The organism is Pseudomonadota bacterium, from assembly GCA_037200975.1.
Classification (GTDB): domain Bacteria; phylum Pseudomonadota; class Gammaproteobacteria; order Steroidobacterales; family Steroidobacteraceae; genus CADEED01.
Window position 1 is genome coordinate 2,680,075 of the sequence record JBBCGI010000001.1, and the last position, 22,393, is coordinate 2,702,467.

The 22,393-nt window shown below is 58.7% G+C and carries 24 protein-coding genes; 22 read left to right on the top strand and 2 right to left on the bottom strand.

What is annotated here, in order from left to right; all coding sequences use genetic code 11:
• Positions 1-342: 342 nt before the first annotated feature.
• From WDO72_12035 to WDO72_12120, 18 genes are all read left to right on the top strand, one after another.
• Positions 343-2,379 carry a hypothetical protein gene (locus WDO72_12035; protein MEJ0086409.1) on the top strand — a complete coding sequence of 679 codons (2,037 nt, stop codon included), beginning with the start codon at positions 343-345 and terminating at the stop codon, positions 2,377-2,379.
• A 131-nt stretch (positions 2,380-2,510) separates the two neighbouring features.
• Positions 2,511-3,338, top strand: a complete 828-nt coding sequence (locus tag WDO72_12040) for an E2/UBC family protein (protein MEJ0086410.1) — start codon at positions 2,511-2,513, stop codon at positions 3,336-3,338.
• An 11-nt stretch (positions 3,339-3,349) separates the two neighbouring features.
• Complete coding sequence (locus WDO72_12045) at positions 3,350-4,669, top strand: ThiF family adenylyltransferase (GenBank protein ID MEJ0086411.1); 1,320 nt, start codon at positions 3,350-3,352, stop codon at positions 4,667-4,669.
• Between the two features lie 291 nt (positions 4,670-4,960).
• On the top strand, positions 4,961-5,200 hold the full coding sequence (locus WDO72_12050; GenBank protein ID MEJ0086412.1) for a hypothetical protein: 240 nt from the start codon (positions 4,961-4,963) through the stop codon (positions 5,198-5,200).
• Positions 5,201-5,292: 92 nt separating this feature from the next.
• Positions 5,293-6,393, top strand: a complete 1,101-nt coding sequence (gene dndB / locus WDO72_12055; protein MEJ0086413.1) for a DNA sulfur modification protein DndB — start codon at positions 5,293-5,295, stop codon at positions 6,391-6,393.
• 22 nt (positions 6,394-6,415) lie between these two features.
• Entirely contained in the window at positions 6,416-6,685 is a 270-nt protein-coding gene (locus WDO72_12060; protein MEJ0086414.1) for a transcriptional coactivator p15/PC4 family protein, read from the top strand.
• A 222-nt stretch (positions 6,686-6,907) separates the two neighbouring features.
• On the top strand, positions 6,908-8,281 hold the full coding sequence (locus WDO72_12065) for a hypothetical protein (GenBank protein MEJ0086415.1): 1,374 nt from the start codon (positions 6,908-6,910) through the stop codon (positions 8,279-8,281).
• A 154-nt stretch (positions 8,282-8,435) separates the two neighbouring features.
• Entirely contained in the window at positions 8,436-10,373 is a 1,938-nt protein-coding gene (locus WDO72_12070; GenBank protein ID MEJ0086416.1) for a DEAD/DEAH box helicase, read from the top strand.
• A gap of 29 nt (positions 10,374-10,402) precedes the next feature.
• Positions 10,403-11,593 carry a hypothetical protein gene (locus WDO72_12075; protein MEJ0086417.1) on the top strand — a complete coding sequence of 397 codons (1,191 nt, stop codon included), beginning with the start codon at positions 10,403-10,405 and terminating at the stop codon, positions 11,591-11,593.
• A 6-nt stretch (positions 11,594-11,599) separates the two neighbouring features.
• Positions 11,600-12,583: an HNH endonuclease signature motif containing protein gene (locus tag WDO72_12080; GenBank protein MEJ0086418.1), complete on the top strand. Its 984-nt coding sequence runs from the start codon at positions 11,600-11,602 to the stop codon at positions 12,581-12,583.
• An 85-nt stretch (positions 12,584-12,668) separates the two neighbouring features.
• A complete protein-coding gene (locus WDO72_12085; protein ID MEJ0086419.1) occupies positions 12,669-13,184 on the top strand; it encodes an ORF6N domain-containing protein in 516 nt (171 codons plus the stop codon).
• Positions 13,185-13,340: 156 nt separating this feature from the next.
• Positions 13,341-13,766, top strand: a complete 426-nt coding sequence (locus tag WDO72_12090; GenBank protein MEJ0086420.1) for a hypothetical protein — start codon at positions 13,341-13,343, stop codon at positions 13,764-13,766.
• Positions 13,681-14,196, top strand: a complete 516-nt coding sequence (locus tag WDO72_12095; protein ID MEJ0086421.1) for an ORF6N domain-containing protein — start codon at positions 13,681-13,683, stop codon at positions 14,194-14,196. Before WDO72_12090 ends, WDO72_12095 begins: the two co-directional genes overlap by 86 nt.
• A gap of 7 nt (positions 14,197-14,203) precedes the next feature.
• Complete coding sequence (locus tag WDO72_12100; protein MEJ0086422.1) at positions 14,204-14,518, top strand: hypothetical protein; 315 nt, start codon at positions 14,204-14,206, stop codon at positions 14,516-14,518.
• A 100-nt stretch (positions 14,519-14,618) separates the two neighbouring features.
• On the top strand, positions 14,619-15,473 hold the full coding sequence (locus tag WDO72_12105) for a KilA-N domain-containing protein (GenBank protein ID MEJ0086423.1): 855 nt from the start codon (positions 14,619-14,621) through the stop codon (positions 15,471-15,473).
• The gene (locus WDO72_12110; protein ID MEJ0086424.1) at positions 15,470-15,601 is read left to right on the top strand and encodes a hypothetical protein; all 132 of its coding nucleotides are present in this window, start codon (positions 15,470-15,472) and stop codon (positions 15,599-15,601) included. Before WDO72_12105 ends, WDO72_12110 begins: the two co-directional genes overlap by 4 nt.
• 499 nt (positions 15,602-16,100) lie before the next feature.
• The gene (locus tag WDO72_12115) at positions 16,101-16,193 is read left to right on the top strand and encodes an ORF6N domain-containing protein (GenBank protein ID MEJ0086425.1); all 93 of its coding nucleotides are present in this window, start codon (positions 16,101-16,103) and stop codon (positions 16,191-16,193) included.
• The gene (locus WDO72_12120; protein MEJ0086426.1) at positions 16,171-16,392 is read left to right on the top strand and encodes an ORF6N domain-containing protein; all 222 of its coding nucleotides are present in this window, start codon (positions 16,171-16,173) and stop codon (positions 16,390-16,392) included. The genes WDO72_12115 and WDO72_12120 overlap by 23 nt, the downstream gene beginning before the upstream one ends.
• 37 nt (positions 16,393-16,429) lie before the next feature.
• On the opposite strand, the gene WDO72_12125 is transcribed toward WDO72_12120, so the two are convergent.
• Positions 16,430-17,335 (bottom strand): type II CAAX endopeptidase family protein, encoded by a 906-nt coding sequence (locus tag WDO72_12125; GenBank protein MEJ0086427.1) that lies wholly within the window; start codon positions 17,333-17,335, stop codon positions 16,430-16,432.
• 173 nt (positions 17,336-17,508) lie between these two features.
• Between WDO72_12125 and WDO72_12130 the strand changes: the two genes are divergently transcribed.
• The 4 genes from WDO72_12130 (at position 17,509) to WDO72_12145 (ending at position 20,763) form a co-directional block, all read left to right on the top strand.
• Positions 17,509-18,231, top strand: coding sequence for an NYN domain-containing protein (locus WDO72_12130; GenBank protein MEJ0086428.1), 723 nt, complete (start codon positions 17,509-17,511; stop codon positions 18,229-18,231).
• A 208-nt stretch (positions 18,232-18,439) separates the two neighbouring features.
• Entirely contained in the window at positions 18,440-18,853 is a 414-nt protein-coding gene (locus WDO72_12135; GenBank protein MEJ0086429.1) for a transposase, read from the top strand.
• Positions 18,850-19,197, top strand: a complete 348-nt coding sequence (gene tnpB / locus WDO72_12140) for an IS66 family insertion sequence element accessory protein TnpB (protein MEJ0086430.1) — start codon at positions 18,850-18,852, stop codon at positions 19,195-19,197. Before WDO72_12135 ends, tnpB begins: the two co-directional genes overlap by 4 nt.
• A 45-nt stretch (positions 19,198-19,242) precedes the next feature.
• On the top strand, positions 19,243-20,763 hold the full coding sequence (locus WDO72_12145) for an IS66 family transposase (protein ID MEJ0086431.1): 1,521 nt from the start codon (positions 19,243-19,245) through the stop codon (positions 20,761-20,763).
• 155 nt (positions 20,764-20,918) lie between these two features.
• On the opposite strand, the gene WDO72_12150 is transcribed toward WDO72_12145, so the two are convergent.
• A complete protein-coding gene (locus tag WDO72_12150; GenBank protein MEJ0086432.1) occupies positions 20,919-22,289 on the bottom strand; it encodes a choice-of-anchor tandem repeat GloVer-containing protein in 1,371 nt (456 codons plus the stop codon).
• Between the last annotated feature and the right edge of the window lie 104 nt (positions 22,290-22,393).

Sequence of the window (22,393 nt, forward strand, 5' to 3'; positions counted from 1 at the left end):
TCTTTTGTTAGTTCGTAGCGCAATTCCAGGGCTATCGCAAGCCCGGGGCCTATGACGCCGTTTGTCGCCGTTTCCCGCGCCAACGAGGTCTAACCAGAATCCGCTTATCTAACGGCGCGACGGCGGACGCTCATCGCCTCTTCATCGATTCCATCGCAAAATCGCGTCACTAGCCTCGCGAAGCGACTAACTTCACAAGTAGAATCGTCCTAGTAGTCGTTGTGAAGTGATGGGGCAGGCCGATTAGTGTCGGCCTGCCCATGAATCGGGTAAGTAGGCGATGCCGTATCGACCGGCAAGGAAGTGGCGACGATGCTCTCAGCTCCGCTCCAGGATGCTTCCATGTTTATGGAAGTTGAAGTAGCGACGTGGCGCGCCTTGCTGGACGCGAACGGTGAACAGGCACGGCTTTCAGGGAAGGCCTTCTCGCATCAAGAGCTGATAGCGTCTCTAGTAGCTGGAGACATTGCGCCAGAGTTTTACAGCGCACTCGAGATTGTCCAGGAATTAGGGACGGACGACGGTCGAGCGCACATTCAGCAACTTGCCAACGAGCAGAGTATTTCGCTGCCTGTTTCGGCATCGGATCTTCCGGCGCGCGAATTCGCCGCCCAGCTGATTCTGCGCAGGGCGGGCGAACAGAAAATCAATGAACTCTTGCAGGTCGCGCAGCTTTCGCTCCGATCAGTTGAGTCGCCGCGTAAGTATCGGGAGTACGTCGGTAAGACAACTCCAACTGAGGCGAAACTAAACGCGCAGAAACTAAAAGCGGCAATTGAGAGTTGGTGTCGCGACCACCAGAAGAACGATGTTGTCACTGTCCAGGTGCATTTGGTTAACGAGGAGTGGTACTGCCAAATCGTGCGCGGCGACGACGTGAAGCGCGTGATGGAGGTCAAGGGCCAAGCCATTGTCCCGCTGCAATACCGCCCCGCCGCTACCGATTTGCTTCGATTTGATCCGAAGACAGGTCGCATCGGTATAGCGACCCGTTATGGGCAGATGATTCAGGGGTATCGCGCAGTACTCGGCAGCTGTTTGGCTGGCGATGAGCAGTTCTTTGCCGGTGAAAACATTTGTTCTCTCAGGCCGCTTGAAGAGCAGCGTGGCGCGCTGTTTGCTGAGGATAGGCTTCCTCTCGGAATTCGGCGCATCGACACCGTCGAGTTGCTTTGGCGACGTGGCGAGCGCGATAAGGTCTGGGTAAGAGGTCGTGACTGCTTCAAGGTTTTGGATGATTTGGAGGCGAAACTCCAGGAAGGGGAAATTGCCGAAGCAAGATTACTCGTGCATTTCTCGGTGGGTGGCCGCCCCGGTCAAGTGGTTCTTAAAATTCCGAACATCATCGATATCAAGGCGGGAGGTCGCGAGGCTCTGGTCGAGCGCTTCCTAGACTCGGTTCGCCTGCGTGGCTCTTTCGCTGATGATGGCGCGCCTCGAACCTTCTGGGGTCTTTTCCCGTGGCGTCTGAAAGAGGCTGAGTGGCGTCGAAGGCTCGGAAGTTCCTTTGACGAGCTTGTTGGGCGCAGGACGCTGCGACCGATATCGCTTGCAGCAGTTTCACACCCTGGTCACACATCGGGCGTGGCTTTGGAGGTCGTAGGAACCGAGGGTGGTGCTCTGATTGGCGCGAGTGAGGATGAAGCCGTTGGGGTGCGGATGCTGACGTCGTCGGATATCGAAGGCTACCAACTTGAGCCCGCAGATCTCGCGCAAGAAATTCAGCAAAAAATTGGCCTTCAGGGCGAATGTCGAGAGCTTAGCAATGGTCTATGGTGCTTGGGTCAAAGAACCTTCCAACTCAATCGCGATATCGCCGTCTTTCTTTGTCTTCGACAACCGAACGATGCAGTCGCCGCTGTCGTCGACACTGAAGCAAAAACTCGGGGAACGGCTGTCGTGTTGTATCCGGAATGCGGACACAATCCTGTTGCGCCTGGAGCGGGCGTCGCGTGCCGACTGCCCCATGGACCGTACGATGATGTCGTCGAGAAAATAGTTGTTCAGCTCGGCTGGCAAGCATCTGTACCGGCAAACATATGGTCTTCCGCCGATCTTATTCTCGACTCGGCCAAAGGCTTGGGTTGGTATCGAGGAACCGCGCTGGACGAACTTCGCCCGGATACACACGCGTTCAAATTTGCAGCTGCAGTGGCGAAGGCCGGTGGCAACGTGGTGTCAAAGAATGATCTCAATTCCTTGCTTTCCGCGAATCGCAGTGATGATGAGCCTGCCAAAAAGGCGAAGTCTGGCTTCATCAAAGCGGTTAGAGCCAGCTTTAAGGCCAAGGGTCTTTCAAGCCCACCGGAGATCGGAGCCCTGTTCAGGGCAATAGCAAATGGATATGCCCTGCAAGGGACCGCCAAAGTACTCGAGTAGGTCGGCAGTGCCTTTCCGGTGACTTCGCGGCCTAGGCACACGCGCATTCTAGGTCACCACGTCGGCACCGACATCGAGCATGTCGACCCGCATCCTTTCTTCACGCGGATCCCCCGCGATTGGAGAAGGAAATGCCGAAGCACGAAAGAGTTGTAGTCCTGGTCAACCAGGTCAAGGTCGAGTTCGATCACCACGAACAGACTGGCCGTTCCATCAAGGAGCGTGCGCATATTCATATCGACCACAAGCTCTGCGTGGACGACGACGACCCGCAAGCGCACGGCGACCGATATCACGATGGAGAGTTGAGCTTCGTCGGTGACGACGAAGTGCTGCATCTCAAGGATCACCAGCACTTCTGGTCGATTGCGCCGTCCGGGCATGGCGTGAAGGTGACGATCAACGGCAAGTCGTATGATTTTCCGAGCCCTCGGCAGACCGGCAAGTCCATCAAAGAGCGCGCGGGAATCCCGTTGGGTGACGTTCTCTTCCGCGACCGGCCCGGGGAAGACGAGGTCATTCCGGACGATGCGAAGGTGGTTCTACGGCACGGCGACTGCTTCCACAGTTCTCCGCCCGCGAACTACGGCGACGGAACCCTTATCACGGCGGCTGACGTCGGCTACGAGAGATACGAGGCACTGAAGCAGCCGGACGGGTGGACGTTTCTGGTGGTCCCCGAGTACAGGCTGCCCGAAGGGTTTCTTCCGCGTGTCGCACGTTTGCTCATCAAGCTCCCGCCGCTATTTCCGGACGCCGCGCCCGACATGTTCTGGATCAGCCCGGACGTGAAGACTGAACTCGGCGCGATGCCTCAGGGCACTTCGAAGGAGGATCTGCTGGGATCTCAGTGGCAGAGATTCTCGTGGCATCTACAACCCGGCGCGTGGCGCGCCGGTGCAAGTACGCTGCGCGACTACATGCGATGCGTGCGCGCGCGTTTCGAGAAGCGGAACTAGGGGAGCGCGCCATGAAACTCCGAATCTCTGAACAGCTCTGGAGCTCGTTGCGCACGCAGCTCTTCGTGCGTGACGATGTCGAAACGGCGGGCCTAATGCTCGTCGAGTCAACCCAGACGATGGCAGGCACGGTGGGGGTGGTGCGCGAAGCGTTTGCGCTGCCCGAGAGTGCTTACGCCATTCGCCGTCGCGATCAAATCTCCATCGACCCAATAGCTCTCAATCGCCTCACCCGTCCCGCCCGCGATCGCGGGTGGGGAGTGTTCACCATCCACACTCATCCGGGCGCGTCGGAAGCGTGGTTTTCCCATGCAGACAATGCGGGAGACGCTCGATTGATGCCGTCGCTGGCGTGCCAGATGCCCAATGCACCTCACGGGTCGCTGGTCGTTGTGGATAGCGGACACGTCGTTGCGCGAAGCCTTGAATCGAACGGCGCGCTTCAGCCGATGGAGGTGCGCGCCGTGGGCAGAACACTGCACACGCCCAATTCAATATCCGTCCGCTCTGAGCCTTGGTTTGCGCGCCAAGAGGTTGCACTTGGGCGCAGCGGGCAAGCGCGGCTGCGGAAGGTGCGCGTCGCGGTCGTCGGACTAGGCGGCATCGGGTCGGTGGTGGCCATGCAACTCGTGCATCTTGGCGTAGGCGAACTAGTTCTAATCGACGGCGATGTCGTCGAAGCTTCGAACTTGTCGCGGATCGTGGGCGCGACACAGGAAGATGTTGGTCGAACGGCCAAGGTGGAGGTCGCTCGGCGTTATGCGGAGTCGCTGGGATTCTCGAAAATCGAGATTCACCCGGCCTACCTAGGCCCGGAACACGAAGCTCTACTCGCAGGTTGCGATGTTGCGTTTTCTTGTGTGGACCGCCAATTGCCACGCGCGTTGCTCAACCAAATCGCCTATCGGTACTTTGTGCCGACCATCGATCTCGGAACGGTTTTCCGTGTCGATGACTCCGGTTCGATGGTGAGTGATGCAGGACGCGTCGTGGTAATCGGGCCGGGTCGCCCGTGCCTTTCGTGCTGGGGTCATATTGACCCGCATGCGCTTCGAATCGAGTCGCTCGCGGCGACTGATCGGGAGGCTTTAGTCCGCGAGGGCTACATTGAGGGTGCGCATGAAGCTCAGCCGAGCGTGATGGCTTTCAACACCTTCGTCGCGGGAGCGGGAGTGATCGAGTTCATGCGACTGGTGACCTCATTCGCAGGCACCCAATCTCCGCCAAATCGAATGGCGTTCTCTTTTGCGGAGGGAACCGTGAAGCGCAATTCGCTGGCAAGTACTGAGTGCAGGATATGTGGGGGAGCAGAAAATAGGCGCTCTTCTTGATGGAAGAAATGCAACCCGCCCGCGTTGAGCGCAACGCTAACAAAGCCCGCAATCCCTTCTACGAGTCCATGCGCGAAGTCGCGCCGGGCGACATCATCTTCTCCTTTCGCGACACGCGCATCGCCGCGCTCGGCATCGCGCGCTCCTATTGCTACGAGAGCCCGAAGCCGACGGAGTTCGGTACGGCCGGCAGCTACTGGGGAGGCGATCGGCTGGAAGATAGACGTCAGCTTTCGCGAGCTGGACAACCGCATCCACCCCAAGAGCCACATCGGCGAGCTGCGCGGCCTGTTGCCGGAGAAGTACTCACCGCTGCGCGCCAACGGCGACGGACTGCAGAGCGTGTACTTGGCCGAAGTCGGACGGCCGTTCGCCGCGGCCCTGTTCCGTCTCATCGGCGGCGAAGCCAACAAGGTTGCGTATGTCGCGAAGGAAGTCGATCGCGCGAAGCGGTTGAGTCCATCGCGGGAGCCCGTGGGGAACAGAGAAACGGGTCAAAGTGGATATTCGTACCGACTGTTCGCCACCTAACGTACGTAGCCAAAACTCAACATAACTCACAATATTGACGTACTGTACGTCGATACTGTAGAACGTCGGCACGTTTTCACAGGAAAAGTGCCATGCAACTGTCGTTTCCCGCCATGAGAGGCCGTATGGGCCGCCGCGACTACTACGTCGCGATGATGAAGCTGTCCCTCATCCCCAAGCTCTTCAAGTTCCGTGATTGGGCGGAATTGCCGCCAGAGCAGCGAGCGCAGCGCGTGATCCAGAAGTCACGCATCCCAGAGATCACGCAGTACATCTTGGAAAACGAGGACGGCTATCTGTTTTCGTCGCTGACCGCCTCCTACAACTGTGACCCGGTTTTCCATCCGATGCAGGAACAGGTGGAAATGGGTGTCCTTGAAATTCCTTTCGAGGCGGATCTCGTCGTGAACGATGGCCAGCACCGCCGGGCGGCCATTGAGGAAGCACTGAAGGAAAATCCGCTGCTAGGCAACGAGACCATCTCGGTTGTTCTCTTCCCGTGGGAGGACCTCGACCGCATGCAGCAGATGTTCTCTGACCTGAATCGCACGGCGCGCACCACGTCGAAGTCCCTCAACATCCTCTACAACCACCGTGACCTGATGAGCCAGATCGCGCTCACGGTCATTGAGAAGGTCGACGCATTCAAGGGCATGGTCGACAAGGACCGCATCTCGCTTCCCCTTCGTTCGCCAAAGTTGTTCACGCTCGGTGCGATTTACGATGCAATAAATGCGTTGCTCGGCTCAGTGTCGGAGCCCGACTTCGATCTGAAGCGAGATCTGGCAATCGAATACTTCCAAGCGATTGCTGATGTGCTGTCGGAGTGGGGCAAAGTGACCAGCGGTATTCTGAAGCCGGTCGAGCTCCGCCAGGAGTACATCCACTCCCATGCGGTAATGCTTTGGGCGATCGGCGCCATGGGCCAGACCTTGATTTCGACCTATCCGGATGACTGGAAGCAGAAGCTCGATGCGCTGCGAGTCATCGACTGGCGTCGAACTAACAAGGAATGGCAAGGCGTCGCGATGAGCGGCAATGACGTGGTCAATCGCCGCCAAAGCCGAATGGACACATCGTCCTTCCTGAAGCTGAAGCTCGGACTCAAGCTGACTCCAGCGGAAGAGCGTTCGCTCAAGGGTGCCACGGATACGCCCGCCATCATGGCCGACCTGAAGTTGCTCCTCGCTTAACACCGTTCACCGGAGGTAGTTCATGGAACAGGCTAGCAGTACCGAAGTTGTCGCAAAGTTCGAAAAGAACTCCCGCGAGGAAATCTGGGTAAGTGTCGACGACTTCCGCGGCAGGAAAATCATCAACGTGCGCGTGCACTACCGCGCCGAGACCGGCCAATGGGCTCCAGGCAAGCAGGGCGTTGCAATGTCGATAGATCGCTACCGCGATCTTGCGGAAGCAGTTCTCAAACTAGGCGAAAAGCTCAAGACAGATGGACTGCTAAATGCCGGCGGACCACGAAAGGAATAGAGATTTAGGTATGCGCCCAGAAGAAATCAACCAGCTAGCAAGAGCGACCACCCGGTGAGACGTGTTGCTTGCTTCGTCGCATCCTCCGTTCTAAAGGATGATGAGACGTCCTCCGGAGCGATCGAAGAACTGCTAGCCCACGTGAGGGTATGGCTAGCTGGGAAAGGCCTCGCGGAATGGAGTGAGGGAAAGTCGCTAGTGCCCAAGGGCGGGCGCAACGCATTGGCAACCATCACACAGACGCGCGCAGGTAAAGATGTGGAATGGGAGGTCACCTTCGATGAGCCCGGAGATGGCCGACGCTTTCTCACCCGAGTACTTTTGGGTGTGCGGGGCTCGACGGTGCACTTATTCCTCGAGATGCGCGCGGGTGCTGAAGGCTACCACATGGCACCAGTCCACTTCGAAGTGCGCACACCCAAAATTCTGGCACATCTGCTGGGCTCGAGGTCCTGGCTAGTTGGCGAGACATTGATTTCTGCCAAACCGATTCCGTGGCATGGCTCGGCAGCTGGACACAAGCTCTGGAAGGTTATTAGGCATCCCCAGCGCAATCTGCCGGTTATCGCGGTTTCGCGGTTTCAAGGTCAGGCATTGACGACGACATTAGCCGCGGATCTGGGACGAGAGCTAGGGGCGCTGGCAGTTGTGGCGGACCTGGACGAGGCCGCAAGCTGGGCATTGACGGAAGTGGCAGGACGAGAGTGGGCATGCTTCAACGGCGCGATTCGACTCTATTGGCCGATGCGCACCGGCGTTGCAAGCTTTCGCGATTGCCCCTTGTGGACCTTGGACCGCCTCCGCGAGGCAGCTGGGACAGTAGAGGCTGCGTCAAATCAAATACGTGCTCAGCTGCGACGCTGGCTGTTCGAGCTCTCTACTTATGCGGTGGACGAACCATCCGCTTTCTTCGACCTGAGACGAGATGCCACCAGTGCGAACCTCCAAGCCGCGAAAGCCAAAGCAGCGGAGGAAGGAAACTATCAGTCTCTGTCCGAAGAGTTATTCGATCGATGTGATGGCCTGGAGAAGAAGCTGGCGATCGAACGTCAAAAGAATGAGGACCTGTTAGCTCAGGTCGCGAGCCTGGAACAGGTCTGGCAGTACCAAGATTACGCAGCAAATACGGTCGCTGGCGATATACCGCCAGATACCGACACGCCACCAGAAACAGTCGAAGAAGCGGTTTCGCGCGCAAAGGAGCTATACAACGGACTGCTTGTATTCGGGGAAGACGTGGATGGCTCCGTGAGCGAGATTGTCGCTGATGCCGGCCCACCACCGAAAATCCTTCGATACTTGGAAGTACTGGCGGACATGACTCGTGCCCGCCGCAATGGTGGCTTAGGAAAGGACCCGCTCGGATGGCTGCGGGATCAGGGAATTCAGTGCTCGGGAGAAAGCCAGCTTGTCGAGAACAATACTGTTGAGCGAAGTCGCCGCACATGGGGAGACGGTGGAGGAGGAAAGCGATACTTCGATCTTCACCTGAAGCCCGCCGAAGGCACGCATCCCGATCGCTGTGTGCGGATCTACTTTGACTATGACGAGAAGTTGCGCGCCACGGTCGTCGCGCACATCGGGCGGCATCCCTAGGTCTGCAGATGAGCGAATGTACGTGAGGAAAGATGGTGAGTCAGGCGGGACCTCTAACTTCTCAAGCATTGGTGATACTGCCACCGCTCCGGCTCTGTTTCAGCTACGGTAATCGCAAAGATAGGCAATCCAAGTTCCGCGGAGATAGCTCCAGATGAAACAAGAACAACTAGCACTCGGGTCCGGCCGCACACTACCGGTCAATGACATCATTCAGATGATTCTGGACCGAGGACGTCTTAGCAAAGACGACATTCGTTTACTCTGGAATCTGGCCGAAGAAGAGTACGCCTCCCTCAAGTTCCGATTGGAAGACGAAAAGCTCATCGAGCCTGGACCCCGGCGCATTGGGGGCTTCATCGCGAGATACAACCGCCGTCCGAAAGCGGTGGACGATGAAGACATTCCGATTCCCACATTTAAGTCAGAGTTTGAGCGGCTTGCCTGTGAAAGACTTCGCGAGCTGCTCTCTCACGCTGATCTTGAAGAACTTCTCGGCGACCTCGTCTATACGATTCGTCGAGCGCGGTCTCGTCAAACGGGCGAGGACCGCCGTGGCACGAAAGCAGAGTTGGCCGCCGCGCTGCTGACCAAGTACGGGATTGATCTGCTCAGTGACACCGAAGTTCGAGGGCTGATCGCTAAGCGGGCGAAAGTGAAATCTCCAGGTCGATGGCATCCGGGAAAAGCAACAGCGCTTAAGTTTGTGGAGACTTTGGTGTTTCCTGCGGAGTACGCGGGGATTCCAGCCGAAGAGCCGCCGGATGATTTCGAGTACCTGGAAGGCCGCGTGGATCTCCATCCGTTGCAAGATTTTCAGCTCGAGGTGCAGAAGAAGCTGCTTGGAGTGCTCGATGGTCGTGCGGGTCGTGCAATCGTCACCCTTCCGACGGGTGGCGGAAAGACCCGTGTAGCCGTGGACACGATTCGGGACTGGCTGACAAATCGATTTCGATTGAATGCCTCGGGTACGGGGAATGTTGTGTTGTGGCTCGCTCACACCGAAGAATTGTGTGAGCAGGCAACCATCTGCTTTCGTGAAGTCTGGCAGGGATCGAGCGATGTGTGCCCAATGCTCCTTTTCCGATTCTGGGGCGGATATACACGAGACCTAGAAGAGCATCGCGAGACGCTCCTGACTATGGGTCAACGCCCGGCTGTTCTGGTGTCGACTCCCCAGCGGCTGTCAAACCTGATCGACGGAAAAATCGCGAACAGTGAACCGATTCTTAGCGCCCTCATGTCGCTAGTCGGAATGATCGTAATAGATGAGGCACACCGAGCCGCAGCCCCAACATATCGGCAGCTAATCGGCCACTTCGCGCCAGCGACTCAGGAACCTGCGATCGTCGGGCTAACCGCGACGCCATTCCGACAGGAATACTCAGCGAACGATCCAACAGCCGGTACCTTGGAGCTGCGGGAGCTATTTCGGACGATCATCGAGCCCATCGATGTTCTGGGTGAGGATCCGCGCGTGACGCTTCAAGAACGGGGCTATCTTGCCCAGCCCATGTTTGACGTGATCAAGACGGAAACACGCCTTAGAACTCCTGAAGGTGTGAACGTAGACAATCCTACCGAAGACGATATTGAGAAGATCGACTACGCATTGAAGCTTCGCGCCGACAAGCCAGATCGCCGGCTAATCGCGCTTGATCGAATTGTTGAACTCTGTCGCGATCCGGCAGCGCTCGTCATCTACTTTGGTCCAACAGTTCAAGATGCCGAATGCATGGCTTTCTTGCTACGTCAGCAAGGTATTGAGGCTGCATTTGTTAGCGGCGAAACACGAGACGTATCCCGTAGAAAACTCATTGGTGATTTCAAGGCGGGGAGAATTCAGGTTCTTTGCAACTGTGAAGTACTGACTACAGGCTTTGACGCGCCAAAGGTCACGCACGTAATCATGGCGCGACCAACCGTTAGTCAGGTCTTGTATGAGCAGATGGTCGGACGCGGCTTGCGTGGACCACGATTTGGTGGGACCGCCACCTGTCAAATCGTAGATCTCGAAGATAACTATCGTTCGGCACGACCAGAACTGGGATACAAGCGTTTCCGGGAGCTTTGGCAGCGAAAGGCGTCGTAGATTTTCGAGAGCCGCAGACTACAAATGTAATGACGGCGATGCGATCTTCTCTGATCGATGAAAAGGAAACTCTCGCGATGATCAATCCTTCCGAAATCGAAGCGCAACAGATCTTTCGCGAGATTCCGTTCGGCCGCCAACCCTTTTATCAATCATTTCGGGATGCTGGGATCGCAGGTGCTGTTGGTCAACGAAACGTCCAATGGATCGTGGAAGCTGATGACGGAATGCCAGTTTTCTGCCTATGGCGTAGCTATTTGCGGGTGAGCGATAGGGGATTGATAGCAGATCTTGATGTGCGAACTTGGGGTAAGAACGGGCATCTATCCGGAAAAGCGGAAAAGGTTTTCAAAGGCGTCAGCACGAGCGTTGGGAAACTGATTCGAGTAGTTGTTGTGGAAGATGGGAAATCCGGATCGAAAACCGCACGCGGGACGTCGTTTGATCCGATGCTCTGGCAAGTGAGCGAGGGGCCGAAGGATCTGCAAATGACTCGAACGAATATCGCGGCTTTCGCCAAAGGCAGCGAAAGTGAGTTCACAGAGCGAATGCTACGGATTTACGAAGATGCTAAGTCCCAGTTAGGGTATGTCGCCAACTACCTTCGTCGAAAGATCGTGGACGACGGTGGTCTAGCCGCCGCGAGGCATTGGTTGCGAGCCGACAAAGATCCGACAGAGGGCTTCGCGCGTCTGGTTCGGCAAAATCGTATGGACATTAGCGTAGAAGCGGTCGTTCTCAATCCTCGCTGGAGTCATTTTTTTGCTGAAGGCGAACTGGATGTCGCGCGATCTCGGCTGGACGAGTTCGGATATTTTGAGGGTGACAGAGATTTGTTAGCTACGGTCGCTGACCCTCGGCCGGACGAAGTTGATCCGAGTATTGAGTACCCGGAAGGTATGAAGAAGACTGTCCAAGTAAACGCATATGAGCGTGATCCTGAGGCCCGTCAGAAGTGCATCGATCACTACGGAACTGTTTGTTACGTATGTTCATTCGATTTTCGAAAGGTTTACGGAAAGCTCGGTCAGGGATTTATTCACGTTCATCACTTGAACCAGGTGGCTCTCATGGGTACTGGCGCAAAAACCAATCCGATTCGAGACCTAAGACCGGTATGTCCGAATTGCCATGCGATGCTTCATCGCAAGAGACCGGCAGTTTTGATTGGCGAGTTGAAGCTTATTCTGCAGGCATCCAGCAAACGCAGGTCCTCGTAGCCCTCGATGCGCTATTGGTGGGTCAACCAAAACCAAACCTACCGCCACGAAATTGCCGGCGGCTATCTCTGGTCGCCCAAGCGCAACACTAACAAAGCCCGCAATCCCTTCTACGAGTCCATGCGCGAAGTCGCGCCGGGCGACATCATCTTCTCCTTCCGCGACACGCGCATTGCCGCGCTCGGCATCGCGCGCTCCTATTGCTACGAGAGCCCGAAGCCGACGGAGTTCGGCACGGCCGGCAGCTACTGGGGGGCGATCGGCTGGAAGATAGACGGGAGCTTTCGCGAGCTGGACAACCGCATCCACCCCAAGAGCCACATCGGCGAGCTGCGCGGCCTGTTGCCGGAGAAGTACTCACCGCTGCGCGCCAACGGCGACGGACTGCAGAGCGTGTACTTGGCCGAAGTCGGACGGCCGTTCGCCGCGGCGCTGTTCCGTCTCATCGGCGGCGAAGCCAACAAGGTTGCGGATGTCGCTAGGCAAGTCGATCGCGCGGAGCAGTTGAGCCCATCGCGGGAGCCGGATCTCGAGCGATGGGAGGAGCGCGTTGAACACGACATTCGCGAGGATCCCAAGATCCCCGACACCCAGCGCGAAGCCATCATCCAGGCGCGCGTGGGGCAGGGGAGGTTTCGCGCCAACGTGCAGGGAGTCGAGCGCGCGTGTCGGGTGACGAAGGTGGATCGGCTGGAGCATCTGGTCGCGAGCCATACCAAGCCGTGGCGGGATAGCACGAATGAGGAGCGGCTTGATGGGGAGAACGGGCTGCTGCTGACGCCGACGATCGATCATCTGTTCGATAAGGGGTTCATTTCGTTCGAGAACAGCGGTGATCTCATTGTTTCGCCTGTGGCGGATCGGCCGTCGTTGCTGAAGATGGGGATCAAGCCGGAAGGGAAGGTGAACGTTGGAGTGTTTTCGGAAGGGCAGCGAGTGTTTCTGAACTATCACCGAGAAAATGTACTGAGGATGTCGAGGCGCCGATAGCTCGCTGGTGAATCAACGCCAATCTGCAAAAAGGCGGCCGATATGCGGCTCTTATCTCGGCTTGAGTCCCGCCTACCATCACCTCATGGGCAAGGACGTCACCGATCCGCTGGCCGAAATCGCCGGCCGCATTCTTGTCGTACGTGGGCAGCGGGTTTTGCTGGATGCCGATCTCGCGCAGCTCTACGGCGTTTCTACCAAGGCCTTCAATCAGGCTGTGCGTCGCAATCGCGTCCGGTTCCCCGGAGATTTCTTGATCGACCTTACAAATCAGGAAGTTGCGTCTTTAAGGTCACAATTTGTGACCTTAAAGACTGGACGGGGAGAGCATCGAAAGTATCGGCAGCTTGCCTTTACTGAGCACGGCGCGATCATGGCCGCGACGATTCTCAACAGTCCCCGCGCGGAACAGATGAGCGTCTACGTGGTCCGTGCATTCGTGAAGTTGCGCGAGTCGCTGGCGGCGCATACCGTTCTGGCGCGCGAACTCGCCACGCTCAAGAGCCGTGTCGATACGCTCGACGACGACACTCGCAGTCAATTCGACCAAGTGTACGAGGCGATTCTCGGGTTGATGAGCCCGGCAGCGAAGAAGCAGTAGTCGCCATGCGACGCGCCGGGCGACATCATCTTCTCCTTCCGCGACACGCGCATCGTTGCGCTCGGCATCGCGCGCTCCTATTGCTACGAGAGCCCGAAGCCGACGGAGTTCGGCACGGCCGGCAGCTACTGGGAGGCGATCGGCTGGAAGATAGACGTGAGCTTTCACGAGCTGGACAACCGCATCCACCCCAAGAGCCACATCAGCGAGCTGCGCGGCCTGCTGCCGGAGAAGTACTCACCGCTGCGTGCCAACGGCGACGGACTGCAGAGCGTGTACCTGGCCGAAGTCGGCCGGCCGTTCGCCGCGGCGCTGTTCCGTCTCATCGGCGGCGAAGCCAACAAGGTTGCGGATGTCGCGAAGGAAGGCGTAACGGACATGAGCCCATCGCGGGGGTCGGATCTCGAGCGATGGGAGGAGGCTGCAGTGCCAAATTTGCGCAAAGACACCGAAAAGCTGCTCATGTCTCGCAGCGCGTCCGACCTACCATCACCGCATGGGCAAGGACGCCATCAATCCATTGGCCGATGTCGCCAGCCGCATTCTCGTCGTACGCGGTCATCGGGTAATGCTGGATGCTGATCTGGCGCGGCTCTATGGCGTTTCGACCAAAGCTTTCAATCAGGCTGTCCGGCGCAATCGCAGCCGCTTCCCGGGAGATTTTCTGTTCGAGCTGACAAATCAGGAAGTTGCGCGTTCAAGGTCACAATCTGTGACCTTGAACAGCGGGCGCGGATCCAACGTCAAATACCTGCCAATGGCCTTTACCGAACATGGCGCCATCATGGCCGCGACAATTCTCAATAGCCCGCGCGCTGAGCAGATGAGCGTCTACGTCGTTCGCGCTTTCGTGAAAATACGAGAGTCGCTGGCGGCGCACACGGTGCTGGCGCGAGACCTCGCCACGCTCAAGAGCCGCGTCGATACGCTCGACGCTGATACTCGCAATCAGTTCGAACAGCTGTACGAGGCGATCCTGGGATTGATGAGCCCGGCGGCAAAGAAGCAGTAGTCGGCACATGCGCGCCGGCAGCTACTGGGAGGCGATCGGCTGGAAGATAGACGTGAACTTTCGCGAGCTGGACAACCGCATCCACCCCAAGAGCCACATCGGCGAACTGCGCGGCCTGCTGCCGGAGAAGTACTCACCGCTGCGCGCCAACGGCGACGGACTGCAGAGCGTATACCGGGCCGAAGTCGGCCGGCCGTTTGCCGCGGCGCTGTTCCGTCTCATCGGCGGCGAAGCCAACAAGGTTGCGGATGTCGCGAAGGAAGTCGATCGCGCGGGGCAGTTGAGCTACCCGATAGCCGATCTCGAACTCGTCACTTGGTGACGACGCCGAATTGCGAATTTCTCGCCGATGAGACGAGATTTGTGTGTGGCGCTTTCGAAGTGCGGCCTGCAACCTGCTACGTCGATGAACAAGGAAGTTCATGGCCAAGCGGAAGCAAACCACGATCGATGTTCGAGGCACTTCCATTGCCATTCTGTCGCGGAAGCATGCCGATTTCATCAGCTTGACCGACATTGCACGGCACAAAGACAGCGAAAGAACCGACTACATCATCCAGAACTGGATGCGGAGTCGGAACACGATCGAATTCCTTGGGATATGGGAGAAGCTCAACAACCCGGATTTTAATCCCATCGAATTCGATGGGATTAGAAAACAGGCGGGGCTCAACAGTTTCGTCCTTACCGCTCGGCAGTGGATTGCGAAGGCAGGCGCCATCGGCATTGTCTCGCAGCCAGGGCGCTACGGGGGCACCTTCGCCCACAAAGACATTGCTTTTGAATTCGCCTCTTGGATCTCGGTGGAGTTCAAGCTCTACCTCATCAAAGAGTTTCAGCGCCTCAAGGAAGACGAAGGCCGCCGAATGTCACTGGCCTGGAATCTCAATCGCACGCTCTCGAAGCTCAACTACCGGATCCACACCGACGCCGTCAAAGCGCACCTCGTGCCGCTTGAAGTCACGCCTGCGCAGGCGGCAACGACGTACGCAAACGAGGCAGACGTACTCAACGTTGCGCTCTTTGGCCGAACCGCGAAGCAGTGGCGAGACGCGAACCCTGAACTCGACGGCAACATGCGCGACCATGCCACCATCGAGCAATTGCTGGTCTTGGCAAACATCGAAGGTATGAACGCCGAGTTCATCCACATGAAGCTAACGCAAGGAGATCGGCTCAAACGGCTCAATGCTATCGCCATCCGTCAGATGCAGACGCTGACGCTTGGACAGGGGGCGCTCCGTGCCCTGCAGGAAATGGAGCAAGCCAAAGAGTGAGCGCAAGCGAGCTGGACAACCGCATCCATCCCAAGAGCCACATCGACGAGCTGCGTCGCCTGCTGCCGGAGAAGTACTCACCGCTGCGCATCAACGGCGACGGACTGCAGAGCGTGTACCACGCCTAAGTCGGCCGGCCGTTCGCCGCGGCGCTGTTCCGTCTCATCGGCGGCGAAGCCAACAAGGTTGCGGATGTCGCGAAGGAAGTCGATCGCGCGGAGCAGTTGAGCCCATCGCGGGAGCCGGATCTCGAGCGATGGGAGGAGCGCGTTGAACACGACATTCGCGAGGATTCAAAGATTCCCGACACCCAGCGCGAAGCCATCATCCAGGCGCGCGTGGGGCAGGGGAGATTTCGCGCCAACGTGCAGGGAGTCGAGCGCGCGTGTCGGGTGACGAAGGTAGAGCGGCTGGAGCATTTGGTCGCGAGCCATGAGCGGGATAACACGAGCTTTCTAATCCCGTCGAATTCGACGAGTTAAGACGGCGTTTCCGCGCATTCGCATACGATTTCCGCGTGGGCGCAGCGAACGAGGAGCGGCATAGTCTTCGCAGATGTCGAATACGCCCACGGACGCCACATCCGAAATCACCACACGAATCATGAACATCCGTGGCCAGCGTGTGATGCTCGACTCTGACTTGGCAGTGGTCTATGGCGTGTCGACTCGTCGGTTCAACGAACAAGTGCGCCGGAATGAGGCCCCGCTTCCCCGCTGATTTCAGCTTTGAGCTTTCAGATCAGGAGGTTGAAAACTTGAAGTCGCAATTTGCGACATCAAGTTGGATGACCGGCGCTCATGGCGGACGTCGAAAGCGACCACGCGTATTCACGGAGTACGGCGCCATCATGGCGGCGAGCATTCTCAACAGTCCGCGTGCGGTGCTGAACGTTGCCATATTCTCCGAAGGACAATAGCCAGTCCGACGTTTGCGACGGGCAAGCCCGCCAGCGCTCAGGATGCGATGCCGGATTTTCCGAGCCGAAACCGCATCGCGGCGATTCCCAGGATGAAATAGCCGAGGCACACGACGCTGGCCTCGGGTCCTTGCGCACCACCCGTCAGCCAGAGCGGTCCCCCCGGTTGCATATCGACCAACAGCGCGGGAATTCCCACGTCGAGCCCCGTGACCGGCAGGCCAAAGCCGACGGCCAGCAACCAGTTCCAGCCGGCGTGCCAACCCATGATCCCCAACACGCTGCGCGTGCGCAGCACCCAGGCGCAGGCAAACAACGCGAAGAGAAACGTGCCGATGGTCACGAGCCAGTGCTGACCGCGACCGAAGTGCAGCAGCGAAAAGAGCGCCGAGCTCACGACGACCGCGATGGGCAGGTTGAATTTCTTCGCAAGCACCGACAGCAACCAGCCACGGAACAGGATTTCTTCGACACTCGCCTGCAGCGCGAACGTAAACAACAGCAGCACGATCGGCACGAGAAACGCGGGTTGAGAAAACACGGGCGCCACCGCCACGAGCTGCAACCCGCCGCTGATCCACATGATCAAGACGATCCCGGATATTCCCGCGAGTCCGAACGCGTGGCCGCGAAGGAAATCGCGCATCCTGTGCTCGCCTCGAATGCCAATGCTCTCGATGGTTCGCCGCTCCACGAAGCGCACCCACGCCAGCAACACGAGGAGCAGGAAACTGAATGGCACCAGCGTGAACGCCACCAGCGCGGTCGGATCAAGCGGATTTCCTTCCGCACTCATGTTGACGAATTTTGCGATCAACCCGTCGCCGAGCAGTGCCGTGGCGATCACGAACACCAGCAACAGGAATGGCGCGAGTGCGCCCCAGGGAATCCAGCCGCGCGCAGGCGGTGCCAGATATACGTCCTGAGCTTTTAGAAATGCCATCGAACGCACCTTCGTTTATTGATGCACGAAGGCTAACAGCTCCGCTCCCTCGCGCACTAGGTCACCCAACTCGCGTATGTGTGTTCTCGGAAGGATGGCGCGCCTTTCTTGAATACCATCGCGAAACGTACTTCGGATGTCACGTAGCCGTCCGTAGTGACAGAGCTGAATCTATGCTCAACCCACAAGAATCCAGCGGCACCCTCGCCATCCTCATTGACGCCGACAATGCGAGCCCGGCCATCGTCAAAGGTTTGGTAGACGAGGTTGCAAAGCTAGGCCGTGCCACGGTTCGCCGAATCTACGGTGATTGGACTACGCCGAATTTGGGTTCGTGGAAAGAAGCGTTGCTGGAGCATTCGATCCAGCCCATCCAGCAGTTCGCATACACCAAAGGCAAGAACGCGACCGACAGCAGCCTCATCATCGATGCAATGGACCTGCTGTATGCCGGCAATCTCGATGGCTTCTGCATCGTGTCGAGTGACAGCGACTTCACGCGGCTGGCTTCGCGGCTCAAGGAGTCAGGCAGGCGCGTCTACGGTTTTGGAGAGAAGAAGACACCGCGGCCGTTCGTTGCCGCTTGCGACCGGTTCATCTACACCGAGATTTTCACCTCGGTAGAGGGCCAGGCACCGCGCCGGCAATCAGCGGCGGAGCTGGACCGTAATCAGCGCTTCATAGATTTGGTGGGTGGCGCCGTAGATGACGCATCGGAGGATAGTGGCTGGGCTCACTTGAGCGCAGTGGGTGGCATACTGAATAAGAAAGAGCCGGATTTCGATTCCCGCAATTACGGCTATTCAAAGCTGAGCGATCTGCTCGAAGCATCGAATCACTTTGAGTTGCGTCGTCAGGACAAAGTCGTCTCGGTCAGGCGAGTGAAAGGCGCCTGATAAAAGAGTCTCATCCAAATTCCCTCTTCAGGCGGCCACGCTACGTTTCTGCCCATTCACACTCGATAGCGGTCTGTGCGCCGAACAGAATTACGGGCATCGTTATCTCCATGGTAAGCGTCCGGTCTGGGCACACTCTTGAGATCGATCGCGTCGACGCATGATGGGGCGATGAGTGGCACGGAGGTCGTGTCCACTTGGAGCCCAGATGGACACTTCGAGCAAGAGTGAGCAAGGCGGCAAGCGTCAGTTTCGATCAGTGCAAGAGAAGCTGCGGATTGTCGAAGAAGCGAGCCGGCCTGGTGCGTCGGTTGCGGCGGTGGCGCTTCGTAACGGCGTGAACGCCAACCTGGTGTTTGGATGGCGACGACTGCACCGGCGCGGATTGCTCGAGCGCCAGCGCGAGATGGGGCCGCGGCTGCTGCCGGTGAAGGTGACGATGCCGACGCTGACGCCGAGCGAGCGGGCAACGGCACCGGCGACGACGCGCGCCAAGGTTCCCGCAGCGCAGACTCCCATCTGTGTCGAGATCGCGTTCGCGGGCGCCGTGAGCGTGCGATTACACGGCGAGATCCCGCCCGCGACGCTCACCCACATCCTCGAGTGGGCTTCTCGTCGATGATCGCGCTGCCGGCGGGAGTGAAGGTGTGGCTGGCCGCCGGCGCCACTGACATGCGTAAAGGGTTCGACGGCCTTGCTGCAAGCGTGCAGGAGCAACTCGCCGAGGATCCGTTCTCCGGACAGCTGTTTGTGTTTCGTGGCCGAGCGGGCGATCGGGTGAAGATCCTGTGGTGGAGCGGTGATGGGATGTGTCTTTTTGCCAAACGACTTGAGCGCGGCCGGTTCGTATGGCCGCAGGCAACCCATGGCTCGGTCAACTTGACCGGCGCGCAGCTGTCGATGCTGCTGGAAGGGATCGACTGGCGGCGTATCGAGCGCACGTACGAGCCGACGCTGGCGGTGTGATAAGTAGTTAGCCACTGTCGATCGGGTGCGGTATCATGCGCACCCATGGCGCTCACACGCGAGCAACTGCCGAAGGATCTCGAGACTCTCACGACCTTCGCGCTCACCCAGGCACTCGAGCTCGAGAAGCTGCGCTTCGAGATCGCGGTGCTCAAGCGCCAGAAGTACGGCCGATCCTCAGAACAAGCCGACCGGGAGCTCTTGCAGATGCAGCTTCGGCTCGAGGATCTGGAGTCGCAGCTCGCCGCCCGTCCCGCGCACACGCAACCGCCCCCGAAGGAGCCGGCGGTCAAGCCCGTGCGCCGGCCGCTTCCCGAGCATCTGCCGCGCGAGTCGATCGTGCACGAGAGCGCCTGCGCCTGCCCGGAGTGCGGCGGCGCGCTGCGCCCCGCAGGCGAAGACGTCGCCGAGATGATCGAGTGGATCTCGGAGCGCTACAAAGTCATCCGTCACGTGCGGCCGAAGTTCTCGTGCGTGAAGTGCGAGAAGCTCGTGCAGGCACCGGCTCCTGCTCGTCCGATTGCCCGAGGCCTTGCCGGTCCCGGGATGCTCGCACACGTCCTGGTATCCAAGTATGCCGATCATCTGCCGCTGTATCGGCAGAGCCAGATCTTTGCCCGCGATGGGATCGATCTGGACCGTTCAACGCTCGCCGACTGGGTCGGAGGCGCAAGCGAGTTGCTCTCGCCGCTCCTCGAGGCACTGGGCCGCTACGTGTTGTCGGCCGAGAAGCTGCACGCCGACGACACGCCGGTGCCGGTTCTGGCCCCTGGTCGTGGCACGACCAAGCAAGGACGGCTGTGGACTTACGTGCGCGATGATCGGCCTGCCGGATCCACAGAGCCGCCAGCGGTGCTCATGCGCTACTCGCCGGATCGTAAAGCCGAGCGGCCCAACGCTCACCTAACTACGTTCGTCGGAGTCCTGCAGGCCGACGGATATGCCGGGTTCAAGGGACTGTACGACCGACCCAAAGATCCGCTGATCGAGGCGGCTTGCTGGGCGCACGCGCGGCGCAAGTTCTTCGACTTGCACGCCGCGAACGGCTCTCCCGTCGCCGCCGAAGCGCTCGCGCGCATCGGCGAACTCTACGCAATCGAGGATGAGATCCGAGGCTCGCCGCCCGATCAACGTCGAGAAGTACGCCAGGCCCGCGCCGGTCCCGCACTCCACGCCTTGCACGCCTGGCTGCACGAGCAGTTGTCGAAGGTCGCCCAGAAGAGCCAGTTCGCGCTCGCGATCCGTTACACGCTCTCGCGCTGGACGGCGCTCACGCGTTATCGCGACGACGGGCGCATCGAGATCGACAACAACGCGGCGGAGCGATCCTTGCGCACGGTCGCGCTCGGGCGCAAGAACTGGCTCTTTGCCGGCTGCGATGATGGCGGCGAGCGTGCTGCCGGGATCTACTCGCTCATCGCGACCGCGCAGCTCAACAGCTTGAACATCGAGGCGTATCTGCGCTACCTGTTCGAACGCCTGCCCGAGCATCCGATCAACCACGTCGATGAACTCCTGCCATGGGCCATCGCCGCCGAACTACCTGAGCTCAAGCTCGCCGCCTGATCGCGTGTCAATGCGCCCAGACCGGACGCTTACTCTCCATGCCCACCGGACCGGCTGAAGCATCGTTTCCTGACGATTTCGTCCTCGCGGAAGATGGAAGCGCTGGAGCGATCCGTTGCCGCACTTGATGCGGATATTCGCAGGCGCCCTTTGTCCTATTGCACGGTTAGCTTGAACACCGTGCCCGTTCCGCCGGCATTCGCGGAATAGGCCGTGACACCATAAAACGCGCCGTCGCTCCCCTCAATCAGACCGCCCTCCGGGTTCGTCGGCTGACTACCAGAAGGCCCAAAGGAATAGAGCGTCGTCTTGACCCCGGAAGTGGTCATCCTGAAAACGGTTCCGGTCAGGTCCGCAAGATGAGCACCGCCAGAACGTGTCATGCCGTAGAGATTGCCGTCCCTTGCCTGGATCAAATACTGCGTTGGACCGATTCCGTCTTCCCGAGAATCGACCGCGAACGCGTGCACAATAGTTAGCTCACCCGCCAGAGTGATTTTGAACACCGTACCGCACCCGTACTCGAAGCCACATCGTCCAGTACCTCCGGAGGCAGTGGTTCCGTAGAGTGCGCCGTCGCGCCCCTGGATCACGCCCGATTGAGGAGCGATGCCGTCGGTAGGAAGGAGCCCAGGAGTGTATCCAGTACCGAAGGAGTGCAACGTCGTCTTGACTCCCGCGGGCGTGATCTTGAACACCGTGCCGCAACTATTGGGACCGCCGCAGCTGTTGGCGCCGCCGTTTATAGTTGTCCCGTAGAAATTGCCGTCGTTCGCCTGGACTAGTGTGGCGATAGGAGTGACACCATCTGACGGCGAACTGCCGAACGAATACACGATCGTCCCCACGCCATTTGGCGTCACTTTGAAGACCGTGCCGCAATTGCTTCCGCCCTGAGGAATCTGCGCGCAGTGGTTTTCGCCTCCGGAGGCGGTGACTCCAAAAAAATCGCCGTTGTTCGCCTGGACCAGACCTCCCAACGGAACGATGCCATCGGTTGGAGAGGCGCCGAACGAATGCAGCACGCTATAAATTCCGTCTAGCGTGATTCTGAACACGGTGCCGCCTGCACCATAGACGCCACCGTTGTCGGTTACGCCATAGAGCGCACCGTCTTGTCCTTGAATCAACGGCCCGGAAGGCGAGTAACCATCACTCGCCGACGTGCCGAATGAATACAACACCGTTTCAACACCGGCGGGCGTGACCTTGAAAATTGCGCCGCAGCGAATTGGTTCTGCTGGCCTGCAAGTATTGGCGCCCCCTGAGCGCGTCGTTCCGTACAGATTGCCGTCGCTCGCTTGCAGCAACGGACCGTTCGGCTGACCGCCGTCGGAAGAAGCAAGTTGGGCAAGTTGGAAAGTATGGAGATACGTCACCGTCACCTGCGGGACGGTGGGCGGCGGAGGATTCGGCGGAGCGGCGGGAGGCGGATTGCCACCGCCACCGCCACCACCGCAACCCGCAAGCACCGAAAGAAGAACCAATAGCGCGAGTGGACGCTTTGAGGTAGTTGAGCCATTCATTGTCGAAGACCATTGAGTCACTGGTTATTGGTCATTCTGATGGATGTCCCACTCCCATGACATCGGATCGAAGGATGTGTCGCTAGTGTTTTGGACAATGCCAC

Bases quoted from the DNA above. Each gene is read 5' to 3' on its own strand.
- WDO72_12035 (MEJ0086409.1), top strand. From the start codon at position 343: ATGTTTATGGAAGTTGAAGTAGCGACGTGGCGCGCCTTGCTGGACGCG.
- WDO72_12040 (MEJ0086410.1), top strand. From the start codon at position 2,511: ATGCCGAAGCACGAAAGAGTTGTAGTCCTGGTCAACCAGGTCAAGGTC.
- WDO72_12045 (MEJ0086411.1), top strand. From the start codon at position 3,350: ATGAAACTCCGAATCTCTGAACAGCTCTGGAGCTCGTTGCGCACGCAG.
- dndB (MEJ0086413.1), top strand. From the start codon at position 5,293: ATGCAACTGTCGTTTCCCGCCATGAGAGGCCGTATGGGCCGCCGCGAC.
- WDO72_12060 (MEJ0086414.1), top strand. From the start codon at position 6,416: ATGGAACAGGCTAGCAGTACCGAAGTTGTCGCAAAGTTCGAAAAGAAC.
- WDO72_12070 (MEJ0086416.1), top strand. From the start codon at position 8,436: ATGAAACAAGAACAACTAGCACTCGGGTCCGGCCGCACACTACCGGTC.
- WDO72_12075 (MEJ0086417.1), top strand. From the start codon at position 10,403: ATGACGGCGATGCGATCTTCTCTGATCGATGAAAAGGAAACTCTCGCG.
- WDO72_12080 (MEJ0086418.1), top strand. From the start codon at position 11,600: ATGCGCTATTGGTGGGTCAACCAAAACCAAACCTACCGCCACGAAATT.
- WDO72_12085 (MEJ0086419.1), top strand. From the start codon at position 12,669: ATGGGCAAGGACGTCACCGATCCGCTGGCCGAAATCGCCGGCCGCATT.
- WDO72_12095 (MEJ0086421.1), top strand. From the start codon at position 13,681: ATGGGCAAGGACGCCATCAATCCATTGGCCGATGTCGCCAGCCGCATT.
- WDO72_12100 (MEJ0086422.1), top strand. From the start codon at position 14,204: ATGCGCGCCGGCAGCTACTGGGAGGCGATCGGCTGGAAGATAGACGTG.
- WDO72_12105 (MEJ0086423.1), top strand. From the start codon at position 14,619: ATGGCCAAGCGGAAGCAAACCACGATCGATGTTCGAGGCACTTCCATT.
- WDO72_12115 (MEJ0086425.1), top strand. From the start codon at position 16,101: ATGCTCGACTCTGACTTGGCAGTGGTCTATGGCGTGTCGACTCGTCGG.
- WDO72_12120 (MEJ0086426.1), top strand. From the start codon at position 16,171: ATGAGGCCCCGCTTCCCCGCTGATTTCAGCTTTGAGCTTTCAGATCAG.
- WDO72_12125 (MEJ0086427.1), bottom strand. From the start codon at position 17,335: ATGGCATTTCTAAAAGCTCAGGACGTATATCTGGCACCGCCTGCGCGC.
- WDO72_12130 (MEJ0086428.1), top strand. From the start codon at position 17,509: ATGCTCAACCCACAAGAATCCAGCGGCACCCTCGCCATCCTCATTGAC.
- WDO72_12135 (MEJ0086429.1), top strand. From the start codon at position 18,440: ATGGACACTTCGAGCAAGAGTGAGCAAGGCGGCAAGCGTCAGTTTCGA.
- tnpB (MEJ0086430.1), top strand. From the start codon at position 18,850: ATGATCGCGCTGCCGGCGGGAGTGAAGGTGTGGCTGGCCGCCGGCGCC.
- WDO72_12145 (MEJ0086431.1), top strand. From the start codon at position 19,243: ATGGCGCTCACACGCGAGCAACTGCCGAAGGATCTCGAGACTCTCACG.
- WDO72_12150 (MEJ0086432.1), bottom strand. From the start codon at position 22,289: ATGAATGGCTCAACTACCTCAAAGCGTCCACTCGCGCTATTGGTTCTT.